Below are 25,881 nucleotides of genomic sequence, written 5' to 3'. Positions count from 1 at the left end.
CCATGTATGTTGCTGTCAAAGGGGGCGAAGCCGCCATTGCCAACGCCCATCGCCTGCTGGCGGATCGCCGTCGCGGCGACCGTTCGTTGCCGGCTATCGGTATCGACCAGATCGTTGCGCAGCTGGCGCTGGCGGTCGACCGCGTCATGGCTGAAGCCTCGCTCTACGATCGTACGCTGGCCGCTCTCGCCGTCCGCCAATCGCGCGGTGACATGATCGAGGCGATCTTCCTGCTCCGCGCCTATCGCACGACGCTGCCGCGCTTCGGCTATAGCAAGCCGGTCGACACAGCGAAAATGAAGATCGAGCGCCGCGTCTCCGCCACCTACAAGGATCTGCCCGGCGGTCAGCTGCTCGGCCCGACCTTCGACTATACGCATCGCCTCCTCGACCCGTCGCTACTGACCGACGAAGCCGTCGAGGAGCCGACGCTTCGCGATGCCGAATCCGGCCGCGTCATGCGCGTTTCGGAAATCCTCTCGCAGGAAGGCCTGATCGAGGGCGACGGTGAAATGCCGGAGGATCACGAGATCGGCGACCTGACCCGCGAGCCGATGGAATTCCCGATGACCCGCGATCTGCGCCTTCAAGCGCTGGCCCGCGGCGACGAAGGTTTCCTGCTGGCGCTCGGCTATTCCACACAGCGCGGTTACGGCCGCAACCATCCCTTCACTGGCGAAATCCGCATCGGTGAGGTCGAGGTTGAGTTCGATGTTCCCGAACTCGGCTTCGCCGTCTCGCTCGGCACTATCCAGGTCACCGAATGCCAGATGGTCAACCAGTTCAAGGGTTCGTCCAAGGCGCCGCCGCAGTTCACCCGCGGCTACGGCCTGGTGTTCGGCCAGAGCGAACGCAAGGCAATGTCGATGTCGCTCGTTGACCGTGCGCTGCGCGCCGAAGAACTCGGCGAGGACATCACCGCGCCGGCGCAGGACGAGGAATTCGTCATCTCGCATGCCGATAACGTCCAGTCGACCGGCTTCGTCGAGCACCTGAAGCTGCCGCACTACGTCGACTTCCAGGCAGAACTCGATCTGGTCCGCCGCATGCGCAACGAATTCGAAGCGAACCGCATCGGCGGCGACGATACTATGAAGGAGGCTGCGGAATGACCGACCTAGCCAGCTACAATTTCGCTTACCTCGACGAACAGACGAAGCGCATGATCCGCCGCGCGATCCTGAAGGCGATCGCCATCCCCGGCTATCAGGTGCCTTTCGCCTCCCGCGAAATGCCGATGCCATACGGCTGGGGAACCGGCGGTGTGCAGGTCACGGCCTCGATCATCGGCCCGGATGACGTGCTGAAGGTCATCGACCAGGGTGCCGACGACACGACCAACGCCGTCTCGATCCGCGCCTTCTTCCAGAAGGTCGCCAATGTCGCCGTCACCACCCATACCAAGGATGCGACGATCATCCAGACCCGGCACCGCATCCCGGAAGAAAAGCTCGGCGACAACCAGGTGCTCGTCTACCAGGTTCCGATCCCGGAACCGCTCCGCTTCCTCGAACCGCGCGAGACCGAGACCCGCAAGATGCACGCGCTTGAGGAATATGGCCTCATGCATGTGAAGCTCTACGAGGACATCGCGCATAACGGCCGCATCTCCAAGACCTATGCCTATCCGGTCAAGGTTGCCGGCCGCTACGTCATGGACCCGTCGCCAACGCCAAAGTTCGACAATCCGAAAATGCACATGTCGGATGCGTTGCAGCTCTTCGGGGCAGGCCGCGAGAAGCGCATCTATGCCGTTCCGCCCTATACCGAAGTCGTCAGCCTCGATTTCGACGACTACCCCTTCGAGATCCAGCGCTTCGGCAAGCCCTGCGCGCTCTGCGGCGCCGAGGAGGTCTATCTCGACGAGGTCATCCTCGATGACAAGGGCGGGCGCATGTTCGTCTGCTCCGACACCGACCATTGCGAAGACCGCCGCGCCCATGGGCATGCCGGCGAGATGTTGGCACCCAATCAGGAGGCCGCCGAATGAGCGACACCCCGCTTCTCAAAGTCAATGACGTCTCGAAGTTCTACGGCAACCGCATCGGCTGCAAGAACGTCGCCTTCGAACTCTGGCCCGGCGAAGTGCTCGCCATCGTCGGGGAATCCGGCTCAGGCAAGACGACCCTGCTCAACTGCATCTCGACCCGCCTGATGCCGACGACCGGCAGCGTCGAATACCACATGCGCGACGGCGCCTATCGCGACCTATACCGCATGAACGAGGCCGAGCGCCGCTTCCTGATGCGCACCGACTGGGGTTTCGTGCATCAGAATCCGGCTGACGGTCTGCGCATGACGGTCTCGGCCGGTGCCAATGTCGGCGAACGCCTGATGGCGATCGGCGACCGCCACTACGGCAATATCCGCTCCACCGCCATCGACTGGCTGCAGCGCGTCGAGATCGACGAAGGCCGTATCGACGACCAGCCGCGGGCCTTCTCGGGCGGCATGCGCCAGCGTCTGCAGATTGCCCGCAATCTGGTCACCGGCCCGCGCCTGGTCTTCATGGACGAGCCGACCGGCGGCCTCGACGTGTCCGTGCAGGCCCGCCTGCTCGATCTCGTTCGCGGCCTTGTCAACGATCTCGGCCTTGCTGCGATCATCGTCACCCACGACCTCGCCGTCGCGCGCCTGCTGTCGCACCGCATGATGGTGATGAAGGATGGCCATGTCATCGAGCAGGGGCTGACCGATCGCGTGCTCGACGACCCGCGCGAGCCGTACACGCAGCTCCTCGTTTCCTCCATCCTGCAGGTCTGATCGCGAATGCCGTTCTGACTCCGGCTACCGGTGTCCGCGGCAAGCGAAACTAAGGAAAGAAATCATGGCAACGCCACTCGTTGTTTCTGAAGTCGTCAAGAGCTTCACCATGCACCTGCGCGACGGCATCAAGCTGCCTGTCGTTTCGGATGTATCCTTTTCTGTGGCCTGCGGGGAATGCGTCGTGCTCGGCGGCCCGTCTGGCATCGGCAAGAGCTCGCTCTTGAAGATGATCTACGGCAACTACGCCGTCGATAGCGGCCAGATCCTCATCAAGCATCACGACAAGATCGTCGATCTGGCAACGGCGGACCCGCGCACGGTCATCGCCGTGCGCCGCCATACGCTTGGCTATGTCAGCCAGTTCCTGCGCACCGTTCCGCGCGTCGCGGCGATCGACGTTGTTGCCGAGCCGCTGGTCGCCCGTGGCGAGAAGGCGGAAACGGCGCGCGAGAAGGCCGCAGACCTTCTCTCGAAGCTGAACGTGCCGGAAGCGCTCTGGCAGCTCCCGCCCGCCACCTTCTCCGGCGGCGAGCAGCAGCGCGTCAACATTGCCCGCGGCTTCATCACCGATCACACGGTCCTGCTGCTCGACGAGCCGACCGCATCGCTGGACGCCAGGAACCGCGCCGTCGTCGTCGGCATGATCGAGGAGAAGAAGAAGGCGGGTGTCGCGCTTCTCGGCATCTTCCATGATGAGGAAGTGCGCGAAGCCGTTGCCGACCGCATTCTCGACGTCCAGAAGTTCTCGCCGCGAAAGGCAATCGCAGCATGAGCCGCAAGATTGGCCTCGAGCCCTATTTCCATGAAACCGCATCCGTGAAGAACGCCACCTTCGGCCGCTTCACGGAGGTCTCGGAGCGTTGCCGCATCGAGGAAGTCGAGTTTGGCGACTATTCCTATGTCATGCAGGATGGCGCCATCTGGTGCGCGACGATCGGCAAGTTCGTCAACATCGCCGCCTCGGTGCGTATCAACGCCACCAACCACCCGACCTGGCGCGCAACGCTGCACCATTTCACCTATCGCGCCGCCGATTATTGGCCGGATGCCGATATGGAGACCGACTTCTTCGAATGGCGCCGCTCCAACCGCGTCGTCATCGGCCATGACGTCTGGATCGGCCATGGCGCCACCATCCTGCCCGGCGTCACGGTCGGCAATGGAGCGGTGATCGGCGCCGGGGCCGTGGTCTCCAAGGATGTCGCCCCCTACACCATCGTCGGTGGCGTCCCCGCCAAGCTGATCCGCGAACGCTTCCCGAAAGAGGTCGGTGAACGGATGGACAAGCTCGCCTGGTGGGATTGGGAGCACGACCGCCTGCGCGTTGCGCTGGCCGATTTCCGCGCGCTGAGCGCCGAAGATTTCCTCGCCCGCTACGAAGCATGATCAACGGCCCCTCGGGGCCGTTTCCTTTTGCTCCATCGGAATCTCCGATGACGCTATCGATTTTCTCCGTTTCCCGCTTCCGCCTTCGCCTGCCAATGATCCGCCTGCAAGATCATCAGGAGAGAACGACATGGAAACCGGTGAAATCAGAAACTCGAGAATTCTTATCGTCGGCGGCAGCTCGGGCATGGGGCTGGCGCTCGCAAGACGCAGCCTCGCCGGCGGTGCCGAAGTCGTCATCGCAGGGCGCAGCGAGGAGAAGCTGGCCCGCGCTCGCGAAGACCTTCGAAACCCCGCCGCACTTCGCACCGTCGCGGTCGATATCACCGAGGAGAGCCAGGTTCCCGATCTCTTCAAACGCTTCGAAGCGTTCGACCACATCGTTAGCACGGCCGCGGAGATCAGTGGTGCCTACGAATTGCTGCCCTCCATCAACTTGCACGCCGTCCAACGTGTTGTCGAAAGCAAGCTCTACGGACCCTTGCTGCTTGCCAAGCACGGCGCACCCACCCTTGCGGCCAAGGGTTCGATCACATTCACATCGGGGATAGCGGCCTACCGTCCCTCAGTGCGCGGTTCGGCGGTCGCGGCGGTCAATGCCGCGCTCGAAGGATTGGTCCGGGCGCTTGCGGTCGAGCTCGCGCCGATCCGCATCAATGCGGTCTCACCCGGCTGGGTGGATACGCCCATCTGGGAATTCGTTGCCGGCGACAGGAAAGACGAGACCCTGAACGCCATGGCAGAGCGGCTTCCCGTCGGGCGCGTAGGAAAGCCTGACGACATCGCCGACGCCATCAGTTTCCTGATGGGCAATGGCTTCACGACAGGGACGATACTGCACGTCGAAGGCGGTCATCGCCTGGTCTAGCGGCTACGAAACCATCGCTCGCAGCCGTCAGAAAGGCCCGGAGGCCGGACGGCTGCACACGCCGGCGCCGCCAGATCATCACCAGCGACACCGTTCCGGTCGGCCCTGGCCAGGGCATTTCGCGGATCGTGCCGTCACCAAGGGCATCGATCACGGCCAGACGCGGAACGAGACCGAAGCCAGCGCCCGCTGCCACCATCCTCACGATTGTTCCGATGCTGCCGACCTCGGACGCGAGCTTCGGCGCCGCCAAGCCGGCGTCGGCGAACGCCTTGTCGAATACGCTGCGGTAGACGCAGCCGACTTCCGTTGCCACGAAGCTCAACGAAGCAAGCTCGTGCAGGCCGGGATTTTGTGACGCGGATCCGGTCGCGGGCGTGATGAGGACGACGGGTTCGGTCTGGAGCGTCCGTTTGACAAAGCGCTCATCGAGGTCTCCCCGATCGAAGAAGACGGCAACATCGATATCGTCCTCTTCCAGCTTGCGGAGCAGGTCGCCGCTGCCTGCCACGCTGAGCCGCAACTCCATTGAGGGATGTAGCTTTTGGAAGCCGGATAGGAATTCGGGAAGCATCGTGGATGCAACTGTTTCCAACGCGCCGATCCTGATGCGATCCTGCTGGCCGGCTTCCGCCGCAACAGCCGTTCGAGCCTCTTCTGTCAGAGCAAGGATTTCATCAGCATAGCGACGGAGCGTTTCTCCGGCCGGCGTCAGTTCCAGTCCGCGTTTCGACCGCTCGAAGAGGGAGGCGCCAAGCTCTGCCTCCAGCGACTGGATCTGATCGCTGACACTCGATTGGGCTAGATGAACGTCCGCCGCTGCCCGGGTGAAATTGCGATGCCGGGCGACCGCGAGGAATGTCTTGAGGAGTCTCGGATGCATCGACTGCCGAACCGGTGTCAGAAAGAGCGCGGGGAAGTGGCTTTGCTCATCGCCAATGGCGCGATGCTGGCACATCGTCCTTGGCGTGGTCAATGTTGCCGCGATCGACTATTGGCTTCGTATCAGCCCCACGGATTCTTCGCCAACTGCCATTCGCCGGTCTCATCCGGTTCCACGCGTTTGTTGCCGCGGTAGAAGATCGGCAATCCCGTCTTTTTATCCATCGAGAAGCGGCTGGGCGTGAACTTCTCGTCTTCATGTCCACGAATGGCGAGAGCGAGTGCCTCTTTGAACTTCCCGTCTTTGCACAGGTTTTTGAAGAGTGTCTGATCCATCGCTTTACTCCACTATCGTCGGGGTCGGAGATTGCCTGCCATCGACCGGCGGTTGGGTCAACTGCCAGAGGGCATATCTCTCGCGCCGGCCAGATCGGTGACCGCTAGTTCAGATCCCGATGAAGGTTCCTGTCCGATCTGTTGCTTATCCGGCGCACGGAACGATGGCATGCCTGTGCTCGACTGCGTTTCGGCATTGGTCAAAGCGTCGATTATGACAGTCCTTACACAAAACTGACATTGGAGCTTCATGAACCGGGCCTAATGCACTCCGTCATATCGCATCTGGACTATGAGGTAGAGCATGATGTTCGAGCTGAAGAATGTCACCCGTCGATTCGGCAACAAGACGGCCGTCGATTCCGTGACGCTCGATATTCCTCAGGGCCAGATGGTCGGCATCATCGGCCGTTCCGGTGCCGGCAAGTCCACGCTTCTGCGCATGATCAATCGCCTGCAGGAGCCGAGCTCTGGCTCGATCCATTTCGATGGCGCGGAAGTCTCCAGGCTGCGCGGCAAGGGGCTGCGAAACTGGCAGCGCGATTGCGCGATGATCCTCCAGCAGTTCAATCTGGTTCCGCGTCTGGACGTGATGACCAACGTCATCCTCGGCCGCCTCAACCATCGCTCGACCGCCTTGAGCCTGCTTGGCATCTTCACCCGCGAAGAGCGCATCCACGCAATTGCGGCCCTCGAGCGGCTCGGCATCGAGCAGACTGCGTTGCAGCTGGCCGGAACACTGTCCGGTGGTCAGCAGCAGCGCGTGGCGATCGCCCGCGCGCTGATGCAGAACCCGAAGATGCTGCTCGCCGACGAGCCGATCGCTTCGCTCGATCCGCTGAACGCCAAGATCGTCATGGACGCCTTGCGCGACATTAACGAGCGCGAAGGCATCACTGTTATCACCAATCTTCACACGCTCGATACGGCCCGCAGCTATTGCGAGCGCATCGTCGGCATGGCCGGCGGCCGCGTTGTCTTCGACGGCAAGCCGTCCGAACTGACGGCCAGTGCCGTCAACGAGATTTACGGCACGGACAAGAACGGGGCCGGCATTGATGAATCCATGACCTCGACCAGCCTCGTCTCCGTCAAGGGCAAGGAAGACGCCGTATCCCGCGTGATGGCCGCATCCGCCGTCATGCGCTGACCAGTTTCCGGCCGGGGGAAACAGCCGGAAGATCGCACATCCCCGATTACCTAAAAAGCTAAGTCCAAAGTCACCAAAGGAGAATACCATGTCTTCGTTCCGCAAGATCCTGATGGCGACCGTCGCCGTCGCTACCGTCGCCGGCCAGGCCTACGCACAGGACGTCAAGGTCCTGCGCATCGGTCTCGATGGTGGCGAAAACGAAGCCGACCAGGTTCGCCGCACCGAATGCGTCAAGCCGGGCCTCGTCGCTGCAACCGGCGTTTCGGAAGTCCAGATCTTCCCGTCGCCGAACTACAACGGTGTCATCCAGGGCCTTCTCGGCGGCACCATCGACATGGCCATGATGGGCGCTTCCTCCTACGCCTCGATCTACCTCAAGGATCCGAATGCCGTGACCCCGGTTCTGACCACCAAGCAGGCAGACGGCTCGAACGGCTACTACTCGATCATGGTCGCCCGCAAGGATTCCGGCATCAAGACGCTCGCCGACGCCAAGGGCAAGAAGCTCGGCTTCGCTGATCCGGATTCGACCTCGGGCTACCTCGTCCCGAACGTCTCGCTGCCGAAGGACATCGGCATGCCGGTCAAGCAGTTCTTCTCCGAAACCGGCTTCGGCGGCGGCCATGAGAACCTCGTTCTCGGCGTTCTCGACAAGAAATTCGACGTCGGCACGACCTTCGGTTCGGCCACCGGCGATTGGGCCCAGGGCTACAGCTCCGGCAACCTGCACATCATGGTCACCAAGGGCCTCCTCGACATGGACGATATCGTTCAGGTCTGGAAGTCGCCGCTGATCCCGAACGGCCCGCTGATGGTCTCCAACAAGCTGCCTGAAGACATCCAGAAGAAGGTCACCGCCTACTTCGCCGAGCTGCCGAAGACCGACAAGACCTGCTTCGAAAGCTTCACCGGCGGCGGTTACGTCGATTGGACTCCGGTCGACCAGTCCTTCTACCAGACGATCATCGACGCTCGTAAGTCGGTTATCGGCGGCTGATCTGAAGATCTGAATATCTCTGCGGCGGCATCATTATGATGCCGCCGTTCGTTCAAGAAGGATGCTCACAATGGCGCACGTGGCCGAATCCGACCACATGAGCGGACTGCAGCAAGGCTCCCGCACTATTCTCGATCACTACCAGCAGCAGGTCAGGACACGGCGTATCTACACCGTGATCTCGATCGTGGTGTTCCTGATTGTGCTTGGCGCTTCGCTTGATTTCGCCAACAACGCCAATTCCGGCAAGTTCTTCGAACGGCTGCCTTACTTCTTCGACTTCATGAAGCATTTCGTGCCGGACAGCCCGCTGGAGATCTTCCGCGCCATGTTCGACCTGCCGTCGCCCTATGCTGACGGTTCGATCAAATACGATTACGTCAGCGATCGCGTCTATATTACCGACAGCTTCTACATTCCGAACTTCTTTTATCAGCTGGCGATCACCATCAACGTCGCCATTGTCTCGACCATTCTCGGCGCGACCGGCGCCTTCGTGCTTTGCTTCTTCGCCTCCACCAATCTGGTCGGCGCCGGCGTAACGCGCTGGGTGGTTCGCCGCATCATGGAAATCTTGCGCGCCTTCCCGGAGATCGTCATCGCCGGGCTGCTGGCAGCGATCCTGTCGATCGGTCCCATCTCGGCCATCATCGCCGTCTCCGTGCACACGATTGGAGCGCTCGGGAAACTCTTCTTCGAGGTCGTCGAGAATGCCGACATGAAACCGGACGAAGGGCTGCGCGCCGCGGGCGCCAGCTGGCTCGAACGTGTACGCTTCGCGATCCTGCCGCAGGTCATGCCGAATTTCGTTTCCTACACGCTGCTGCGCCTCGAGATCAACGTGCGCGCCTCCACCATCATCGGCGCCGTTGGCGGCGGCGGTATCGGCGAGGTCTTCAGCCTGGCAATCGGCCGCGATCACGCCGCCAAGACCTACGCCATCATCATCCTGCTGCTCATCACCGTCGTCTGCGTCGACCAGTTCTCCGCTTGGCTGCGCCGCCGGATGATCGGCAAGCAATCCTTTGAATTCGGCCGAGGAGCAGCCTGATGTCGTCGCTGACAGTTAACGCCGCCGATCGCCAGCGCCTGCTGGAAAGCTATCCCGAAGTCTTCCATCGCAGCTTCCTGCAGCGCTGGGGCCTGTTGTTGGCAGCCGCGATCGTGCTTGTCTATCTCGCGCTGTGCTTCAACTTTTTCAAGGTCATTCCCACCTTCGTCAACGGCAACTGGGAGCGCGCTTCGATCTACGTTCAGGACTGGTACTCCTGGCGCGCCCAGCCGCGCCTGCGTTTCCAGGATGGCAAGGTAACGGCGCAGTGGACGAGCCGCGGCCAGTATCCGCAGGGTGCGGCCATCGACTGGCTGCGGCCAACGGCCGACGGCGGCTACACCGTCACCTACGGCAGCGAGGCGGATCGTCTCGAAGTGACGCCTCAGCATGTCGACGTCTATCTTGGTGGCAAGCTGTACCCGGTCGAGATCACGCCGGATCGCGCCATCTTGCCGGCGGGCGCACCGGCCGCCATGAAGCAGGACGACAGCAAGGTCATCGTTTCCTTCGGTTTCGAGGGGCAGGCGGAAATCCGCACCTCGCAGGCCTATGTTCAGCGCCGTTTCCTCGGCTGGGCCAACTTCTTCTTCGACACGCAGTCGCCGTTCTGGGGCCGCAGCCTTATCGATGTTGCCGGCCTGATGTTCTCCAGCGAGCGGCTCGATCCGCAGCAGTCGAACGCCTCGCTCGCACTCGACAACTTCCTCAACAACGCCAGCTGGCAGCACGGCGACATTCTCTCCAAGCTGATGCAGACGTTGGTGATGGCCTTCGTTGGCACCTTGTTCGCGTCGCTCTTCGCCTTCCCGCTGGCCTTCATTGCTGCGCGCAATATTACCCTCAACCGCGCCGCCAACTGGGGGACGAAGCGCCTCTTCGATTTTCTTCGTTCGATCGACATGCTGATCTGGGCGCTGTTCTTCACCCGCGCCTTCGGACCTGGGCCAATTCCCGGTATCGCGGCGATCTTCTTCACCGACACCGGTGCACTCGGCAAGGTCTACGCCGAGGCGCTGGAGAACGTCGATGACAAGCAGCGCGAGGGTGTGAAATCTGTCGGCGCGCCACCCGTTATCGTGCAGCGTTTCGGCGTCGTTCCGCAGGTGCTTCCGATCTTCATCTCGCAGTCCCTGTATTTCTGGGAATCTAACACCCGCTCGGCCACCGTTATCGGCGCCGTCGGCGCTGGCGGCATCGGCCTCAAGCTGCTCGAATCGATGAAGACCAATTCCGACTGGGACAAGGTCGCCTATATGGTGCTGCTGATCCTCATCGTGGTCTTTATCTTCGACAACATCTCGAATGCGTTGCGTTCGCGCGTCATGGGAAAAAAGACGCACTGATAGCGGTGCGTCATCATCATTCTGTCATGGAAATCTTTTAGCCGGGGCCAGCTTGCAGCGGCGGTTAAATCACTGAAGACTGCAATCCGCATTCCGAACGATTCCCAGGATACGAGCCTTGCGCTACGCACTCTATTTCACGCCGCCGAAGGATGACCCCTTGAACGGCACGGCCGCGCTCTGGCTCGGCCGCGACGCCTTCACAGGCGAAACTTACCCGGCTCCCGATTATCCGGATCTGTCGGCCGCCGAACAGTTCGAGCTGACCGCCGAGCCTCGCCGATATGCCTTTCATGCGACGATCAAGGCACCGTTCCATCTGGCGGCCTCCGTCACCGAGAAGGATCTGATCCAGGTCGTCGAGGATTTCGCCGCCCGTACGCCTGCCTTCCAGATTCCCGAACTGGTGCTCGGACAGTTGGGTAAATTCTTTGCGCTTGTTCCCGCTTTTTTGCATCCGCCGCTTCAGGATTTTGCAGCCACGGTGGTAAAATCCTTCGAACCGTTTCGTGCCGCATTGTCGGATGCCGATATCGCGCGCCGCAATCCGGAGAAACTGAGCGAGAGCCAGAGGGCCAATCTGTTGCGCTGGGGTTATCCCTATGTGATGGATGACTTCGGGTTCCACATGACGCTGACCGGCCAGGTTCCGCAGGAGCGTGCCGGCATAATGAAGGCCATTTTGGCGGAGCGCTTCGCCGCCTTTACCGGGCGGCCACTCGCAATTACCGGCCTTGCCGTTTTCGTCGAGGAGGCGCGCGGCGCCCCGTTCAAAGCCCATTCCTGGTGGCCGCTTGCCGGCGCCAAAAGCTGAAAGACCATATTCGATGACTAAAGAAACTGCCTTTTCCAACGCCCGCATCGTCCTCGAGGATGAAATCATCGAAGGCTCGGTCCTCGTTCGCGACGGCAAGATTGCCGATATCTCGACAGGCAGCTCTCGCGTCGGCGAGGATTTCGAAGGCGACTATCTGATCCCGGGTCTCGTCGAACTCCACACCGATCATCTGGAAGGCCACTATTCGCCGCGCCCCGGCCTGCGCTGGCACAAGACGGCGGCGATCCAGGCGCACGATGCCCAGATCGTCACCTCGGGCATTACGACGGTCTTCGACTGCCTGCGCATGGGCGCTGACGAAGATGGCGGCTTCGAGCATGGCGAGATGCGCGAGATGGCCGATGCGATCCAGAAGGCCGAGCAGGAAGGCCGCCTGCGCGCCGAACATCTGATCCACCTGCGCTGCGAAGTCTCGGCCGACAACGTGCTCCAGCACTTCGCCGATTTTGAAAACGATCCCTATGTCCGTCTCGTCTCGCTGATGGATCATGCCCCCGGCCAGCGACAGTTCCAGACGATGGACCAGTACATCTTCTACTACCAGAAGAAGCGCGGCCTCTCCGATGCCGAGTTCGCCAAGTTCGTCGATCGCCGCGTATCGGAATCCGAGCGCAACTCGACGCCGCACCGAACGGCCATATCCAAGGTCTGCGCCGAGCGCGGCATAACCGTCGCCAGCCACGACGACGCAACGCTCGCCCATGTCGATGAAGCGATCGAGAACGGTGTCCGCCTGGCAGAGTTCCCGACCAGTTTCGACGCTGCCAAGGCCTCGCACGAGAATGGCATGAGCGTTCTCATGGGCGCACCGAACATCGTCCGTGGCAAGTCGCACTCCGGCAACATTGCCGCCCGCGATCTCGCCGAGCGCGGCGTGCTCGACGTGCTCTCCTCGGACTACGTGCCGCTTAGCCTGCTCTACGCACCCTTCCTGATCGCCGATGAGGTCGAGAGCATTTCGCTGCCGAAGGCGATCGCCATGGTCACGTCGACGCCCGCGCGCACTGTCAGCCTCAACGACCGTGGCCGCATCGCCACCGGCCTGCGCGCCGATCTCGTTCGCGTCTTCCGCGATCACGGCGTTCCGGTCAGCCGCTCTGTCTGGCGCGAAGGGCGCCGTGTCGCATGATCCCGTCGCACGAACCCCACATCGTTCCTGGCACCGAGCGCGGTATCATGGTTGTCGTTGTCGGCCCGAGCGGCGCCGGCAAGGATACGCTGATGGCGCTGGCCGCCAAACATTTCCACGGGCGTCCGGATGTGCATTTCGTCCGCCGCGTCATCACCCGCCACACCCATGCCGGTGGTGAGCAGCATCTCGCCGTGTCGGACCAGGGCTTTGCTTCGATGGAGCAGGCCGGAAACTTCGCGGTCTGGTGGGAAGCGCACGGCTTGAAATATGGCATTCCGGCTGAGGTGTCGGTCTCGCTCGCCCAAGGGAATCTGGTGATCGCCAATGGTTCCCGTTCGGCGCTTCACCATTTCAAGGCGGTCTTCCCGCGGCTGAAGGTCATCAATGTAACGGCAACTGCCGAAGTGCTGGCCAGCCGTCTGGAAGCACGCGGCCGCGAGACGCATGAAGACATCATGGCGCGGCTCGCTCGCGGGCCCCTGACAGTGCGCGGCGATTACGACGTCACTGACCTCGACAACAGCGGTTCGCTGGAAGAAGGCGAGAGCAGGATCGTGGATGCGCTGAATGGCTTCCTCGCGGAAGTGGCCTGAATCGGGGAGCGGCGATGACCATCGTTGTCATTCCCTACGATCGCGAGTGGCCAGGCCTTTTCGATGAGGTCAAAGCGGAACTGCAGCCGGTTCTGTCAGACCTAGCGCCGGTCTTTCATCATGTCGGCAGCACGTCCGTTCCTGGCCTCGCCGCGAAACCCAAGATCGATCTGCACGCTGCTTTCCAAGACCAGGATGCGTTGCGCACTGCGATAGAGCGCGTCAAGGGGCTGCCCGCCTACACGTTCCACGGCGACAAGTACAACGACCAGAGCTGGACCTTCACCAGTGGCAGGGGTTCATACGGCGCGCGGCTCTATCTCTGCGCATCTGACAATGCCGTGCTTCGTGATCGCATCGCCTTTCGCGACTATCTAAGAGCGCACCCCGAAAGGTCGGATGCCTACGCGGCACTCAAGCTTCGCCTGATGAACGAGGCGAACGGCGATTGGAACTTTTACACCGGCGGCAAGAGCGATTTTGTCTTCGAGGCGCTGCGGCTGGCGAAGGCCGAGACTGGAATGTCGCGCGGATAATTTTCTTGCGTGGGAAAGAAATTCCAAGCGATCTCAGGTGCTTGTCCGCCGCATCATCCCCGCCGATCCCCGCGCCGATGATCTGCAGCACACTGATGACGTCATTGGACAGGGAGCCGGGTCGCGAACCGGATCTGACAAAACTGGTCGAAAGTCCGGCGTCCGGTGATGGTTGCAGAAGAGGGATCGCAAGTCGTCAGGGCTGGCAATCCACCGCAACGGAAAGGCCGAGAGACGCTCCTGTCGGCCTGGAAAGAGCGGGAATCTCGATGCGATCGGGCAGGCTGCACCGCCTGACAATCCCCATCTACCCACAACTGCCGCCTGCCTATCCCAGCATGTTTGCACCGTCGCGGAGAGCTCTCCGGCGCGGGGCTTTGTGCTGTCCGGGAACGGCACGCAACGCTCCCTTGGTCGGAGAGGCTCGCGGCCTATGCGTCGACAGTATCATGCGGTCCGAGCCGGCGAAACGTGGGTGCCGCGCCGGAACGAGAGACCCGAACGCGCAATGCGCCCGGGTCCAGCGTCGGCTTAGATCACCTGCCCGACATCGATGCGGTTGCCGTCGGGATCCTCGAACACGAAGGCGCGCAAGCCATAGTCCTTGTCCTGCAACCTCTTGATGATCCGCGCGCCATGCGCCTGGCACAGCGCATAGAGAGCATCCGCATCGTCAACCATGAGATGGGCGACGTTGAAGTTGGGGATTTCGTGGTTCGGTTGCAGCGTCAGATGCAGTTCGGCGGCATCGCGCTTCAGGATAACGAAGCCGACCGGGTTGCCGTTTTCGAATACCTTGGTGAAGCCCATGACACCGCTATAAAAGTCCATTGCCCGACTGATATCTTTTACGGGAAGCATAGCGGCAATGCGCCCGAAACGGACACCATGATCAGCGATCTCTGTCATCGCTCAATCTCCTTCCGAGACGTCGCGAATGGCTCCGGCGGTGCGGAAGACCATGCGCGCGCTCCAATGTTTCAACATGAAGGGCAGTGCCTACAGGGGTATCTATAGCTGCGGATGCGTCGTGTCGCAATTGCCGACTTCCTCGGCGATTGCGCATCGTGGCTGACTTCGCAAAAAGCAGAATTCCGGCATTGTTAGTGCCTGGGAGTGCGTTGTGCCTCTTCCACAGGCCGGCGGTCACCTGCGGCGCCCGCCAGCGGTTCATCGCGTTCGGGAGGTCATTCCCCTTCGCTGCGCCCAGCCACGATCTCACGTTTGCCGACATGGTTTGCCGGACCGACGAGGCCTTCCTTTTCCATGCGCTCGACGAGCGAAGCCGCACGATTGTAGCCGATGCCGAGACGGCGCTGGATGTAGGAGGTCGAGCACTTCTTGTCGCGCATCACGACCTTGACCGCCTGCTGGTAAAGCTCGTCGCCATCTTCTGAACCCATGGCGCTCTTGTCGAAGACCGCGCTGTCCTCTTCCTCGCCCGCTTCCTCTTCCTCGTCGGCCGTGACCGTGTCGAGATATTCCGGACGGCCCTGTGTCTTCAGATGCGCGACGACCTTCTCGACCTCGGCATCCGAAACGAACGGTCCGTGCACGCGCGAAATCCGCCCGCCGCCCTGCATGTGCAGCATGTCGCCCTGGCCGAGCAGCTGTTCGGCGCCCTGTTCGCCAAGGATCGTGCGGCTGTCGATCTTCGAGGTCACCTGGAAGGAGATGCGCGTCGGGAAGTTCGCCTTGATCGTGCCGGTGATGACGTCGACCGATGGGCGCTGCGTCGCCATGATCAGGTGGATGCCTGCGGCACGCGCCATCTGCGCCAGGCGCTGGATCGCACCTTCGATTTCCTTGCCGGCGACCATCATCAGGTCGGCCATCTCGTCGACGATGACGACGATGTACGGCATCGGCGTCAGGTCCATCTCCTGCTGCTCCTCGATCGGAGCGCCGGTGCTCCTGTCGAAGCCGGTCTGGACCATGACATGGATGGTCTCGCCCTTGTCGCGGGCCTGCGCCACGCGGCTGTTGTAGCCGTCGATGTTGCGCACGCCGAGGCGCGACATCTTGCGATAGCGGTCCTCCATCTCGCGCACAGCCCACTTCAGCGCCATCACGGCCTTCTTGGGGTCGGTGACGACAGGCGTCAGGAGGTGCGGGATGCCGTCATAGACAGAGAGTTCCAGCATCTTCGGATCGACCATGATCAGGCGGCACTGTTCCGGCGACATGCGATAGAGCAGCGACAGGATCATCGTGTTGATGGCAACCGACTTGCCCGAACCGGTGGTGCCGGCGACGAGCAGATGCGGCATCTTCGCGAGTTCGGCGATAACAGGCTCGCCGCCGATCGTCTTGCCGAGGCCGAGCGCCAGCTTGAAGCCGCTCTTCTCGAAATCCTGGCTCTCGATCATCTCGCGGAAATAGACGGTCTCGCGCAGCGCGTTCGGCAGTTCGATGCCGATGACGTTGCGGCCGGGAACCACGGCCACGCGCGCCGACAGCGCCGACATCGAGCGGGCGATATCGTCGGCAAGGCCGATGACGCGCGAGGACTTGACGCCCGGTGCCGGCTCGAATTCGTAAAGCGTGACGACGGGGCCGGGGCGGACATGGATGATCTCGCCCTTGATGCCGAAATCCTCGAGCACGCTTTCGAGGAGGCCGGCGTTCTGCTCCAGCGTCTCCTGCGACATGATTTCGCCAACGCGCTCCGGCGGTTCCTGCAGCAGCGAATGCGATGGGAATTCGTAGCCCGAGGCGTCGACCCTGGAAGGAACGATCTTCGGCGCGACAAAACGCGGCGCCGGCGCAAGCGGCTGTGGCGCCAGCGTGCGGACGGGCAGCGGAGCGATCGGCTGGGTTTTCGGCTGGACTGCAGCGGCTTCTTCCGCGCGGACCTGCTCGGTGGCGACCGGGCTCTGTGCTGCGCGGCCGCGCGTCAGGCCGGGAGCAGGCGCGACAGGCGGCAGGGCGACCGGCTCGGGCATCGGAGCAACGGCAATTGCCTGATGCTGCCGACCGGGCCGCCATTCCATGACGCGGAAGCGGCTGATGATCGATTCGGGGCTGACCTCCGGCCTCGGCAGGGAAACCTGAGGCAGCAGGATCGGCTCGACCACCGCTTCCTCGAAGGACATGACTTCCCAGAACGCGAAGTCCGAGATAGCGGCCAGTTCGGTGGATGCGCGGACAACGGTGTGGGCTTCTGGCTCCGCCGGAATCACCGGCGATATGGCCGCAGCGACCGCAGGCAGAACCTCGGCTTCATAGACCTCGAGCGGAACGCTGGCGACATCAGGCGCCGGCGGCTCCACGCTTGCGCCGATTTCCGCAGCAACGCGTTCCTGCAGCTCGAGAGGCGGCGTGCGAACGGGTGGCGTCGGCACGCGCTTCGGATTGATCAGATTCTCGGGTGTGCGGGTGAACCGCACATTCGGAGCCAGTGAAAAATTGTTCTGCCAGATCGGTGCCGTAGGCTTCTCGCCTGCGTATTCCTGCAGCTGTTCACCTTCGACTTCCGCGGAAATCTCCTCGGCCCCTGTCAGATTGGTTCTCGGAAAGCGCATACGACCGCTACTCACTCATGATTAGCAACTAATACCCGCTCTCGAATTAGGAAATGAAGGTTAATAAGTTCCTTCCAAGCAGGTCTTCATCCGATCATAAACATGAGGAAAAATCTGTAATATCAACGACTTGAAAGGTGGATAAAATTTTAAAGGATTTTTCGACGAAGCGCCTAGTGCGCTTCGTCCCAGTTGGTGGCCGAACGCGCGTCAACCTTCAGCGGCACGCGCATTTCAAGCGCCGGCATGGTGGCGTTTTCCATGACTGAAACGATGATCGGCGTCGCCTTTTCGACGTCTGCGTCCTCGACTTCGAAGATCAGTTCGTCATGCACCTGCAGGAGCATGCGGACGCGGTCGCCAAGCCCCGCTTCGGCAAGCGCCGGTTCCATTTTGATCATCGCCCGGCGAATGATATCGGCCGCCGACCCCTGGATCGGGGCATTGATTGCCGCGCGCTCGTTGAAGGCGCGAACCGACGGATTCGAGGAGCGAATCTCCGGGTAGTTGATTCGCCGTCCGAAGATCGTTTCGACATAGCCCTTGTCGCGCGCCATCTGCTTGCGGCTGTCCATGTAGTCGCGGATGCCGGGAAAGCGCTCGAAATACTTCTTGATGTAGTCGCCGGCTTCCGAACGCTCGATCGAGAGCTGGTTGGCAAGACCGAAGGCTGAAATGCCGTAGATGATGCCGAAGTTGATCGCCTTGGCGCGACGCCGCACTTCTGATGGCATGCCCTCGACCGGTACGCTGAACATCTCGGATGCGGTCATCGCATGAATGTCGACACCATCGGCAAAGGCCTGCGTCAGCTGCGGAATATCGGCGACGTGCGCCAGCACGCGCAGTTCGATCTGGCTGTAGTCGGCCGAGATCAGCTTGTGGCCCGGCGACGAAATGAATGCCGTGCGGATCTTGCGGCCTTCCGCCGTGCGAACGGGAATGTTCTGCAGGTTCGGTTCCGAGGACGACAGGCGGCCCGTCGTCGTCGATGCCAGCGAATACGAGGTGTGAACTCTCTTCGTCTGGGGATGGACGTACCCCGGCAGCGCATCCGTATAGGTCGACTTCAATTTGGTCAGCTGGCGCCAGTCGACGATCTTGCGCGGCAGCTCGAAACCTGCTGCCGCAAGGTCTTCGAGCACGCTTGCCGATGTCGACCATTGGCCGGTCTTCGTCTTGGTGCCCCCGGCAAGTCCCATCCTGCCGAACAGGATGTCGCCGAGCTGCTTCGGCGAGCCAATGGTGAAGCGCCCGCCCGCGAGCTTGTAGATCTCATCCTCCAGCGCTGCAGCTCCCTGGGCGAGATCGCCGGACAGGCGTGAAAGGATCTGCCGGTCGACGGTGATGCCGCGCTCTTCCATATGCGCGAGAACCGGAAGCAGTGGCCGTTCGAGGCGTTCATACACCGTCGTCAGCTTCTCGGCGGCAAGGCGCGGCTTCAGCACCAGCCAGAGCCTTAGCGTGATCTCCGCATCTTCCGCGGCGTAGTGCGTCGCGCGATCGATATCGACGAGGTCGAATGTAATGTTCGACTTACCGCTGCCGGCAACGTCCTTGTAGGCGATCGGCGTATGGCCGAGGAATTTCTCCGAGAGCGGGTCCATTCCGTGCGCGCCGGTTCCGGCATCCAGCACATAGGAGATCAGCATCGTGTCGTCGAAGTTTTTCGTTTCGACGCCGTAACGCTTCATCAGCAGGTAGTCGTATTTGAGGTTCTGGGCGACCTTGAGGATCGACTCGTCTTCCAGCAGTGCCTTCAGCCGGGGCAGGGCGTCGCGCATCGGAATCTGGTTGTCCGCGAGACCGCCGCCGAGCAGGTCGCCGACGCCCGTCTTGTGACTGATCGGGACATAAGCGGCACGGATGCTGGTGCCCGTGGGATCCTTGTCGTTTACTGCAATCGCCATCGAGAATCCGACGAGCTCGGCCTGCATTGCATCGAGCGACGTCGTCTCTGTGTCGAAGGCCACCAACCCCGTGTCGCGCGCAGCGGCAATCCATTTGTCGAGCGTCGCGACATCACGAATGGTGATGTAGGTGGAGTGGTCGAAGGGCAGAGAGGCGAATGCCTCGGCACGCGCCCTGGCAAGGTCGCCGGGCAGAAACGTGCCTTCTCGGTCGTTCGCGCCATTCGCCTTTGTGGGAACGGCCACCGCCTCGCCGGCAACGTCAGGGATGCCGCCCGCAACCGGCTCGGGCTTGATGGCATCGAGATCCGGTCCACGCGCCGTGGCGCCCCATTCGACGGGAACATCGACGGCGTCGATGGCGCTTGCATCGCAATCGCAGGCCTCGGCCACGCGCCGGGTCAGCGACGTAAACTGCATTGCCTTCAGGAAGCCGATCAGCTTCGGGCCGTTCTGCTGCTCGAGGATCAGGTCCTCGACCTTGATCTCCAGCGGAACGTCGGTACGCAGTCGCACCAGTTCGCGCGACAGCCGGGCTTTCTCGGTATTTTCGATGATCGTCTGCCGGCGCTTTTCCTGCTTGATCTCGGTCGCGCGCTCGAGAAGCGTATCGAGATCACCATACTCGGCAAGCAACTGCGCCGCCGTCTTAGGACCGATACCCGGAATGCCGGGCACGTTGTCAACCGAGTCGCCGGTCATCGCCTGAAGGTCGATCATCTTCTCGGGCGGCACGCCCCATTTTTCGATGACATCAGGGATGCCGATCTGCTTGTCCTTCATGCTGTCGTACATGTGGACATTGGGCGTGACGAGCTGCATCAGGTCCTTGTCGGAGGAGACGATCGTCACATCGGCACCGAGCGCTTCGGCCTGGCGGGCGTAGGTCGCGATGATGTCGTCGGCCTCGAAACCCTCGGTCTCGATGCACGGCAGATTGAAGGCGCGGGTTGCCTGGCGGATCAAGCCGAATTGCGGGATCAGCTCCTCGGGCGGCGCCGAGCGGTTCGCCTTGTAGGCGTCGTAGAGATCCTTGCGAAACGTCTTTGCCGAATAGTCGAAGACGACGGCCAGATGCGTCGGGGTCACGCCAGCCGACGTGTCGCGCGCATCGGTCAGGAGCTTCCACAGCATGTTGCAGAAACCAGACACCGCGCCCACCGGCAAACCATCGGATTTGCGGGTTAGCGGAGGGAGTGCGTGAAAGGCTCGAAAGATGAAACCGGAGCCGTCGACTAGGAAAAGATGATCGCCTTTTTTCATGGCGTCATGGATAGCGCGGCGACCTTGGAAGGTCCATATAAACTTCCCGGAGAGAAAAGATTCCGCCTCACCAAACTGTTACTAATTTGTAATAGTCAAACCCTGACTCTCCCTTGAAAAGCCACATTCCCAATCACAAATGATTACTACCGGCGTTTGATCGTGTTTGGTCGCGTCGAGGGTCTGACAGCTGGCTTGTCCCCCGCCGCTTCGGACTTGGACAAAGGCCTTATCCCCTCTCCGGGCCTTTGTCCCCATTTTAGAGCCGCCATAGCCGGACCTCCAGGCTATGGCGGCTTTGTTTTTCTGCTCTATCTCCCGAAGAACGACCTGCGATGAAGCACTTGTGATGCATCGCATGCGATTTGTTGCATTGTTTCGCTGAGTTCTTTCCGACTAACTGAAGATATGGGAATTGATCGTATGGACTCGGGAGCCTACCTTGCCAGCCAGTTGGCCAAGGGCTTTGCCCGTTCGCTGCAGCAGCGGGCGGCGAGGCTCGGCTTTTCGCCAGGACAGTTCCCGGTGCTTCTCGAACTGTGGGCGGAGGACGGGTTGACGCAGAAGCAGCTGCTCGCTCGCGTCGACATCGAGCAGGCAACCATGGCGAACACGCTTGCACGCATGGCGCGCGACGGGCTGATCGACCGCCGCCCGCATCCTTCCGACAAGCGCGCGCAGCTGATTTTCCTCACCGACAAGGCCAAGGGCATGGAAGACGATGCCATCGAGGCGGCGCGCGAGGCCGATCTTGCGCTGTTTCAAGGCTTCAAGAGCTTCGAGCGCGAGCTGACCCTCGAATACATCCGCCGCCTTCTCGACAACGCCAAGAAGCTCTGAACCTGGCTATTCCAGCACTAACACTAACCACAGACGCGCTCTAACCACGGGCTTGGCTCTGAGGAAGATTTCATGCCGTCGGCTGGCCGATCATCGCCTCACGGAGAGTGGTGTTTTCCGGGCGGAAGGTTTTCGCGGTGTCAACGGCAAGCCGGCATCGCAATTGCGCGCGATCAGCGTTTCGGTGACGGATTCGTCCGCATAGGTTTCCTGCATCCGGATGTAGACCGCCGACAGGCCGGGATCGAGGGAAAGCACTTGCCGAACAAGCAGTTCAGCCCTTTCAGCGTTGCCACAGGCCATGCTTGCGGCAATCTGATAGAGCGACGTGCGTCTGGTCTGGAAGGGCAGGGTCAGGGCCACACGCATCATGTCATCGAAACGGTCCAGCGCATAGAGGGCCGCCACCCGCTCTTCGGTGATCCAGACCGGCAGGAACGGATCGAGCGCCTCGGCACGATCAAGCATTTCGAGGGCGCGCTCGGGCTCACCAGCGTAGACATAGAACGCAGCGCTGCGGCCGAGAATATAGGCGTCGTTCGGCGCAAGTTCCTGGGCGCGACTATGGTGGTAGCGCGCCGAGACGAAGTCGCCAGACTTCATCTTGATCGCACCCATGATGCGATGCGCTGCCGGATCGGTCGGGTCGAGCGCGAGCGCATGTGCAACCTGCTGCTCCGCCCTCTGAAGGTCGAAGCTTGGCAGATTGCTCCACGAGCAGACATGCATGGCGAAGGGACGCCCGAAACCGGGGTCGGCAGTCATTGATCGTTCGAACCAGGCCATGGCTTCGTGTATGTGAGTATCCGACACGCCGACCAGGCGGTGATGGTCCAGTCCGCGCAGATAATACTCGTAGGCCGACATGTTCTCCGGCCGTTTCAGCCGTGCCGCCGCAAGCTCAGACTGTTCGATCCGTCCGGACACGGTCGCCGCAACACGCGCTATGATTTCATCCATGACATCAAGCAGCTCATGAAACGGACGCTTGATGCGATCGGACCAGATAACGAGACCCTCGCAGGTCTCCATAAGCGCGATATTGATCCGAAGGTCATCTCCCGCTTGCCGGATCGAGCCGCTGATGACGTAGCCAACGCCCAAGAGCCGGCCGATCTCGACCGGGTCCTTGGTCGTCAAGGCGGTTGCCGCCGAGCGGGAACTGACAAACACCCCCTTCAGGCGGCTGAGTTCGAGCGTCAGGTCGTCGGTGATGCCTTCCGCCAGGAAGGATTGGTCCGCGACAGCTCCTGGCGCCACATCGAACTGCGCCACAGCGATCGAGTTAGTACGAGGAGCTTGGGCAGCGCTCGGCGTGGAGCGCGTTGGAGCGAACTGGAAAACGTGGCGGTCGATAAGTTCGGTCACCCGGTAGATCCGGATCGGCTCGACTATTCCCTTCAGTCGCCGTTCGCCGACGTCTTGGAATCCGCACGGCGAGACGCGCCGCACCTGGTCGTAAAGCAGCCCCGAAACCTCGATCGCACCGGGTGGTGCGGAAGCCTCGATGCGCGCGGCGATGTTCACGCCGTCGCCGCGCAGGTCCGAGCCCACGACGACAACGTCCGCGACATGGAGGCCGAACCGCATGTCGCCGCCGCTCGATCCGGGAAGGGCAGCAATCTCTGCGCGCGCTTCGATGGCCGACCTGAGCGCATTGACGGGACTGCTGAACTCGGCGAGCAGGGCGTCACCTGCCGTGCCGAAGACACGACCGTCATGGCGCTGAACAACCTTGCGAACAGTCTCGAGCGCTGCGTCGATCCTGGTAATCGCTTCTTCCTCGTCCGTTTCCATCGCCGGCGTCGAGCCGACAAAATCCCCGACCATGATCGTGGCCAGCTTGCGCTGCATTCTCGATCCCTCCGGCAAGAGAAGCACGTGATGGCGCAATGTAGCACATTAGAAGAGGTGAATGTTTTGCGATCGAGCAACGGCAGTGATGCGGAGGCAGACCGGCGGGACATCGGGTCACAGCGGGGTTCTGTGCCCTTCAGCCTATGCCGTCCGCTATTCAGCCGCGGATATGGCCGCTGCCGTTCGTCCTCGCTCCAACTCGTCCCCATGTGCTGCGAGAAAGTTCTCGCGCGCCGCCAGCTTGACGCTGGGTTCGATGTCGGGCTTGCCGAGAAGCAGGCCCTGGAGCTGCTCGCAGCCTTCCTCGATGACGATCTGGCGCTGGAGCTCCGTTTCGACACCTTCCGTCACCACCTGGATTCCAAGGCTGTGACCAAGTCCGATGATGGCCCTTACGATGGAACGGGCGGCGGCGTCGTGCTCGAGAATGCCGGTGAAGCTGCGGTCCACCTTGATCTTGTCGAAGGGCAGGGCGCGCAGGTTCGAAAGCGACGAGAAGCCTGTTCCGAAGTCGTCCATGACGATGCGAACGCCAAGGCCGTGCAGCCGCATCAGCGTTGCTATGACGTTTTTCCGGTCGCGCACGAAGGCGGCTTCGGTAATTTCCAGTTCCAGCCTTTGAGGCGCCAGACCGGTATGTTCGAGGATTGCGGCAATACGTTCGCAAAGGTTCGGAAGCATGAATTGCACCGGCGAGACATTGACGGCGATGGACAGAGGCTGTGGCCAGCGCGCCGCTTCGGTGCAGGCCTGGCGCAGCACCCATTCGCCCAGCTGCACGATCACACCGCTCTCCTCGGCAATGCCTATGAAGACTTCCGGATCGCTCATGCCGTGTCCCGGGCGATTCCAGCGCATCAGCGCTTCGTAACCCGTGATCGAGCCCGTCCTGCTGTCGAGAATAGGCTGGTAGTTCACCGAGATCTGGTTGCGCGTGATCGCATGGCGAAGCTCTGTCTCGATCTGGCGACGGGCGCGGACGGCCTCGTCCATTTCCGCGTCGAAGAAGCAGGCCTTCCCGCGACCGGCATGCTTGGCGCGGTAGAGCGCGGTATCGGCATTGTCGCTCAGTTCCTCCGCAGTCTGCCCGTCCTGGGGATAGATGGCGATGCCGACGCTGACGCCGACGGCAGTTGGATCGCGGGCAATATCCATTTCGGCCGCCAGGCCATCAAGGATCAGGTCCGCAAGTTTGCGGGCGGCATCGGGTTGCTGCTTGCCTGCCTGGATGATCGCGAACTCGTCGCCGCCAAGGCGGGCAACGGTATCGCCCTCATCTGCTACCCGTTGCAGGATTGCCGACACCTTGCAGAGGATCCGGTCGCCTTCCGCGTGGCCGAAGATGTCATTGACGGCCTTGAAGCGATCGAGATCCAGGCAGAAGACGGCAAGTTGCCCACGCTTGCGCTGCGCCAGTTGAAGGGCATGACGGATACGCGTGTCGAAGAGCGAGCGGTTCGGCAGTCCCGTCAGCACGTCATGCTGCGCCAGATGCTCGATCATCCTTTCGGCGCGCTTGCGTTCGGTCAAATCACGAACCACGAGGACTTCGCAATGGCGTCCGCGGTAGATCATCCGCCGGGCCATGATTTCGACCGGGAGTTCGTTCTCATCCCTGGTGGTGAGCATTGTCTCAAGATGCGAGACCACCACCCCGTCATCCATGCTGATCAGGACGGCGGCCGGATCTGACCCGATCAGGTCGGTCAGTTTCCAGCCAGACATGTCTTGAAAGCGTTCGTTGGCGTCGACGATCTTTCCTTCGCGCAGGATGAGCAGCCCTTCCATCGAGGCGTTCGCGAGGCCACGCAGGTCGGTCAGATGGCTTTCGAGGAACACCGCGCCGAGCGCGACCAGAATCAAGCCGGTCGATACGGCCATGACGATGGCAGCAAGTGTCTTGGGCTCCAGAACCGTTGCGGTGAGGATTCGCTCGGGGTGTGGCACGAGGCTTATGCTGCTCATGGAAATGAAATGCATTGCGGCAATGGCAATGACCATGGCGGTCGCTGAGACCAGCAATCTCCTCGCTCCCTTGAGTGTCTTGAACGAGAGGAAGGCCATGCTTGCCAGCACTGCGCCGATGAACAGGGCAACGAGCGTTGCCGGGAGGTCGTGGAGCACGTCGACCTGCCCTTCGATTGCCTGCATGCCGGTCAGATGCATCGCACCGATTCCAAACGCCATCAGGATGCCGCCGGCCGCGAACGAATACTCGCTCGTTCCCTCGGAGGCGACGAGGATGGCCAGCCAGGAGGCACATATTGCCAGAACGACGGAGAGTGACGTCAGGCCCAGGCCGTAAGTGATCGCAAAGCCGCCGTCATAGGCCAGCATGGAGATGAAGTGCGTGGCCCAGATGCCGACGCCGCAGGCGAATGCGGAGGCCATGATCCAGTTTCGCTGCTGCCCGGGATCGCATTCTTGCGCACGAAAGAGAAGAAGCATGGAAGCAAGGTTGCCGATCAGGCAGACGATGACGGCGGCAACGATCAGGCGCCAGTCATGGTTGTCGCGAATGCAGGTGACTACAGAGAACATTTCTCACCTCGAACAACAGATGGCAGAAATACTATTTAGGCGCCACTAAATAACTGTAAATT

General features: G+C 61.6%; 22 protein-coding genes. 15 read left to right on the top strand and 7 right to left on the bottom strand.

The features are described 5' to 3' along the window. The first annotated feature begins 2 nt into the window (after positions 1–2). The 6 genes from JNB88_RS02160 to JNB88_RS02135 all read left to right on the top strand — a co-directional run bounded on the left by JNB88_RS02160 (position 3) and on the right by JNB88_RS02135 (position 5,020). Positions 3–1,112, top strand: a complete 1,110-nt coding sequence (locus JNB88_RS02160; protein ID WP_220354104.1) for a carbon-phosphorus lyase complex subunit — start codon at positions 3–5, stop codon at positions 1,110–1,112. Then, the gene (locus JNB88_RS02155) at positions 1,109–1,990 is read left to right on the top strand and encodes an alpha-D-ribose 1-methylphosphonate 5-phosphate C-P-lyase PhnJ (protein ID WP_037130851.1); all 882 of its coding nucleotides are present in this window, start codon (positions 1,109–1,111) and stop codon (positions 1,988–1,990) included. The genes JNB88_RS02160 and JNB88_RS02155 overlap by 4 nt, the downstream gene beginning before the upstream one ends. Continuing rightward, positions 1,987–2,763: a phosphonate C-P lyase system protein PhnK gene (gene phnK / locus JNB88_RS02150; protein WP_220354103.1), complete on the top strand. Its 777-nt coding sequence runs from the start codon at positions 1,987–1,989 to the stop codon at positions 2,761–2,763. The genes JNB88_RS02155 and phnK overlap by 4 nt, the downstream gene beginning before the upstream one ends. 64 nt (positions 2,764–2,827) lie before the next feature. Beyond that, positions 2,828–3,538: a phosphonate C-P lyase system protein PhnL gene (gene phnL / locus JNB88_RS02145; RefSeq protein WP_220354102.1), complete on the top strand. Its 711-nt coding sequence runs from the start codon at positions 2,828–2,830 to the stop codon at positions 3,536–3,538. Then, complete coding sequence (locus JNB88_RS02140) at positions 3,535–4,152, top strand: DapH/DapD/GlmU-related protein (protein WP_183753515.1); 618 nt, start codon at positions 3,535–3,537, stop codon at positions 4,150–4,152. The genes phnL and JNB88_RS02140 overlap by 4 nt, the downstream gene beginning before the upstream one ends. Before the next feature lie 130 nt (positions 4,153–4,282). Then, positions 4,283–5,020: an SDR family oxidoreductase gene (locus JNB88_RS02135; RefSeq protein ID WP_220354101.1), complete on the top strand. Its 738-nt coding sequence runs from the start codon at positions 4,283–4,285 to the stop codon at positions 5,018–5,020. Here JNB88_RS02135 and JNB88_RS02130 read toward each other — a convergent pair. Together JNB88_RS02130 and JNB88_RS02125 are read right to left on the bottom strand one after the other, a co-directional pair. After that, positions 4,971–5,903: a LysR family transcriptional regulator gene (locus JNB88_RS02130; RefSeq protein ID WP_220354258.1), complete on the bottom strand. Its 933-nt coding sequence runs from the start codon at positions 5,901–5,903 to the stop codon at positions 4,971–4,973. The genes JNB88_RS02135 and JNB88_RS02130 overlap by 50 nt on opposite strands. Before the next feature lie 122 nt (positions 5,904–6,025). Continuing rightward, the gene (locus tag JNB88_RS02125; protein ID WP_220354100.1) at positions 6,026–6,238 is read right to left on the bottom strand and encodes a hypothetical protein; all 213 of its coding nucleotides are present in this window, start codon (positions 6,236–6,238) and stop codon (positions 6,026–6,028) included. Between the two features lie 307 nt (positions 6,239–6,545). On the opposite strand from JNB88_RS02125, the gene phnC reads away from it, so the two are divergent. The 8 genes from phnC (at position 6,546) to JNB88_RS02085 (ending at position 13,884) form a co-directional block, all read left to right on the top strand. After that, complete coding sequence (phnC, locus tag JNB88_RS02120; protein WP_220354257.1) at positions 6,546–7,388, top strand: phosphonate ABC transporter ATP-binding protein; 843 nt, start codon at positions 6,546–6,548, stop codon at positions 7,386–7,388. Positions 7,389–7,476: 88 nt separating this feature from the next. Next, positions 7,477–8,388 carry a phosphonate ABC transporter substrate-binding protein gene (phnD, locus tag JNB88_RS02115; RefSeq protein WP_220354099.1) on the top strand — a complete coding sequence of 304 codons (912 nt, stop codon included), beginning with the start codon at positions 7,477–7,479 and terminating at the stop codon, positions 8,386–8,388. A 70-nt stretch (positions 8,389–8,458) separates the two neighbouring features. Further along, complete coding sequence (phnE, locus tag JNB88_RS02110; protein WP_037130838.1) at positions 8,459–9,439, top strand: phosphonate ABC transporter, permease protein PhnE; 981 nt, start codon at positions 8,459–8,461, stop codon at positions 9,437–9,439. Further along, positions 9,439–10,785: a phosphonate ABC transporter, permease protein PhnE gene (phnE, locus tag JNB88_RS02105; protein ID WP_220354098.1), complete on the top strand. Its 1,347-nt coding sequence runs from the start codon at positions 9,439–9,441 to the stop codon at positions 10,783–10,785. The genes phnE (JNB88_RS02110) and phnE (JNB88_RS02105) overlap by 1 nt, the downstream gene beginning before the upstream one ends. 118 nt (positions 10,786–10,903) lie before the next feature. Further along, positions 10,904–11,599: a DUF1045 domain-containing protein gene (locus JNB88_RS02100; protein WP_220354097.1), complete on the top strand. Its 696-nt coding sequence runs from the start codon at positions 10,904–10,906 to the stop codon at positions 11,597–11,599. A 13-nt stretch (positions 11,600–11,612) separates the two neighbouring features. Beyond that, the gene (locus JNB88_RS02095) at positions 11,613–12,752 is read left to right on the top strand and encodes an alpha-D-ribose 1-methylphosphonate 5-triphosphate diphosphatase (protein WP_220354096.1); all 1,140 of its coding nucleotides are present in this window, start codon (positions 11,613–11,615) and stop codon (positions 12,750–12,752) included. Next, positions 12,749–13,348 carry a phosphonate metabolism protein/1,5-bisphosphokinase (PRPP-forming) PhnN gene (gene phnN / locus JNB88_RS02090; RefSeq protein WP_220354095.1) on the top strand — a complete coding sequence of 200 codons (600 nt, stop codon included), beginning with the start codon at positions 12,749–12,751 and terminating at the stop codon, positions 13,346–13,348. The genes JNB88_RS02095 and phnN overlap by 4 nt, the downstream gene beginning before the upstream one ends. A gap of 14 nt (positions 13,349–13,362) precedes the next feature. Continuing rightward, positions 13,363–13,884, top strand: a complete 522-nt coding sequence (locus JNB88_RS02085; RefSeq protein WP_220354094.1) for a GrpB family protein — start codon at positions 13,363–13,365, stop codon at positions 13,882–13,884. A 531-nt stretch (positions 13,885–14,415) separates the two neighbouring features. Here JNB88_RS02085 and JNB88_RS02080 read toward each other — a convergent pair. The 3 genes from JNB88_RS02080 to polA all read right to left on the bottom strand — a co-directional run bounded on the left by JNB88_RS02080 (position 14,416) and on the right by polA (position 20,581). Then, positions 14,416–14,793, bottom strand: a complete 378-nt coding sequence (locus tag JNB88_RS02080) for a VOC family protein (protein ID WP_037130820.1) — start codon at positions 14,791–14,793, stop codon at positions 14,416–14,418. Positions 14,794–15,071: 278 nt separating this feature from the next. Next, positions 15,072–17,408 carry a DNA translocase FtsK gene (locus JNB88_RS02075; RefSeq protein WP_220354093.1) on the bottom strand — a complete coding sequence of 779 codons (2,337 nt, stop codon included), beginning with the start codon at positions 17,406–17,408 and terminating at the stop codon, positions 15,072–15,074. A 173-nt stretch (positions 17,409–17,581) separates the two neighbouring features. Then, positions 17,582–20,581, bottom strand: a complete 3,000-nt coding sequence (gene polA / locus JNB88_RS02070; RefSeq protein ID WP_220354092.1) for a DNA polymerase I — start codon at positions 20,579–20,581, stop codon at positions 17,582–17,584. A gap of 423 nt (positions 20,582–21,004) precedes the next feature. Between polA and JNB88_RS02065 the strand changes: the two genes are divergently transcribed. Further along, on the top strand, positions 21,005–21,421 hold the full coding sequence (locus JNB88_RS02065) for a MarR family winged helix-turn-helix transcriptional regulator (protein ID WP_016552356.1): 417 nt from the start codon (positions 21,005–21,007) through the stop codon (positions 21,419–21,421). Positions 21,422–21,511: 90 nt separating this feature from the next. Here JNB88_RS02065 and JNB88_RS02060 read toward each other — a convergent pair whose 3' ends face one another. Together JNB88_RS02060 and JNB88_RS02055 are read right to left on the bottom strand one after the other, a co-directional pair. Then, positions 21,512–23,275, bottom strand: a complete 1,764-nt coding sequence (locus tag JNB88_RS02060; protein WP_220354091.1) for an adenylate/guanylate cyclase domain-containing protein — start codon at positions 23,273–23,275, stop codon at positions 21,512–21,514. A 156-nt stretch (positions 23,276–23,431) separates the two neighbouring features. Continuing rightward, the gene (locus tag JNB88_RS02055) at positions 23,432–25,819 is read right to left on the bottom strand and encodes a bifunctional diguanylate cyclase/phosphodiesterase (protein ID WP_220354090.1); all 2,388 of its coding nucleotides are present in this window, start codon (positions 25,817–25,819) and stop codon (positions 23,432–23,434) included. Between the last annotated feature and the right edge of the window lie 62 nt (positions 25,820–25,881).

This window comes from Rhizobium cauense (assembly GCF_019511525.1).
GTDB lineage: Bacteria > Pseudomonadota > Alphaproteobacteria > Rhizobiales > Rhizobiaceae > Rhizobium > Rhizobium cauense.
The sequence above is the reverse complement of the archived record's forward strand: the minus strand, read 5'-3'. Positions and strand labels throughout refer to the sequence as shown.

Excerpts from the sequence above, each read along its gene's own strand:
- JNB88_RS02160 (WP_220354104.1), top strand. The coding sequence starts at position 3 with ATGTATGTTGCTGTCAAAGGGGGCGAAGCCGCCATTGCCAACGCCCAT.
- JNB88_RS02155 (WP_037130851.1), top strand. The coding sequence starts at position 1,109 with ATGACCGACCTAGCCAGCTACAATTTCGCTTACCTCGACGAACAGACG.
- phnK (WP_220354103.1), top strand. The coding sequence starts at position 1,987 with ATGAGCGACACCCCGCTTCTCAAAGTCAATGACGTCTCGAAGTTCTAC.
- phnL (WP_220354102.1), top strand. The coding sequence starts at position 2,828 with ATGGCAACGCCACTCGTTGTTTCTGAAGTCGTCAAGAGCTTCACCATG.
- JNB88_RS02140 (WP_183753515.1), top strand. The coding sequence starts at position 3,535 with ATGAGCCGCAAGATTGGCCTCGAGCCCTATTTCCATGAAACCGCATCC.
- JNB88_RS02135 (WP_220354101.1), top strand. The coding sequence starts at position 4,283 with ATGGAAACCGGTGAAATCAGAAACTCGAGAATTCTTATCGTCGGCGGC.
- JNB88_RS02130 (WP_220354258.1), bottom strand. The coding sequence starts at position 5,903 with ATGCATCCGAGACTCCTCAAGACATTCCTCGCGGTCGCCCGGCATCGC.
- JNB88_RS02125 (WP_220354100.1), bottom strand. The coding sequence starts at position 6,238 with ATGGATCAGACACTCTTCAAAAACCTGTGCAAAGACGGGAAGTTCAAA.
- phnC (WP_220354257.1), top strand. The coding sequence starts at position 6,546 with ATGTTCGAGCTGAAGAATGTCACCCGTCGATTCGGCAACAAGACGGCC.
- phnD (WP_220354099.1), top strand. The coding sequence starts at position 7,477 with ATGTCTTCGTTCCGCAAGATCCTGATGGCGACCGTCGCCGTCGCTACC.
- phnE (WP_037130838.1), top strand. The coding sequence starts at position 8,459 with ATGGCGCACGTGGCCGAATCCGACCACATGAGCGGACTGCAGCAAGGC.
- phnE (WP_220354098.1), top strand. The coding sequence starts at position 9,439 with ATGTCGTCGCTGACAGTTAACGCCGCCGATCGCCAGCGCCTGCTGGAA.
- JNB88_RS02095 (WP_220354096.1), top strand. The coding sequence starts at position 11,613 with ATGACTAAAGAAACTGCCTTTTCCAACGCCCGCATCGTCCTCGAGGAT.
- phnN (WP_220354095.1), top strand. The coding sequence starts at position 12,749 with ATGATCCCGTCGCACGAACCCCACATCGTTCCTGGCACCGAGCGCGGT.
- JNB88_RS02085 (WP_220354094.1), top strand. The coding sequence starts at position 13,363 with ATGACCATCGTTGTCATTCCCTACGATCGCGAGTGGCCAGGCCTTTTC.
- JNB88_RS02080 (WP_037130820.1), bottom strand. The coding sequence starts at position 14,793 with ATGACAGAGATCGCTGATCATGGTGTCCGTTTCGGGCGCATTGCCGCT.
- JNB88_RS02075 (WP_220354093.1), bottom strand. The coding sequence starts at position 17,408 with ATGCGCTTTCCGAGAACCAATCTGACAGGGGCCGAGGAGATTTCCGCG.
- polA (WP_220354092.1), bottom strand. The coding sequence starts at position 20,581 with ATGAAAAAAGGCGATCATCTTTTCCTAGTCGACGGCTCCGGTTTCATC.
- JNB88_RS02065 (WP_016552356.1), top strand. The coding sequence starts at position 21,005 with ATGGACTCGGGAGCCTACCTTGCCAGCCAGTTGGCCAAGGGCTTTGCC.
- JNB88_RS02060 (WP_220354091.1), bottom strand. The coding sequence starts at position 23,275 with ATGCAGCGCAAGCTGGCCACGATCATGGTCGGGGATTTTGTCGGCTCG.
- JNB88_RS02055 (WP_220354090.1), bottom strand. The coding sequence starts at position 25,819 with ATGTTCTCTGTAGTCACCTGCATTCGCGACAACCATGACTGGCGCCTG.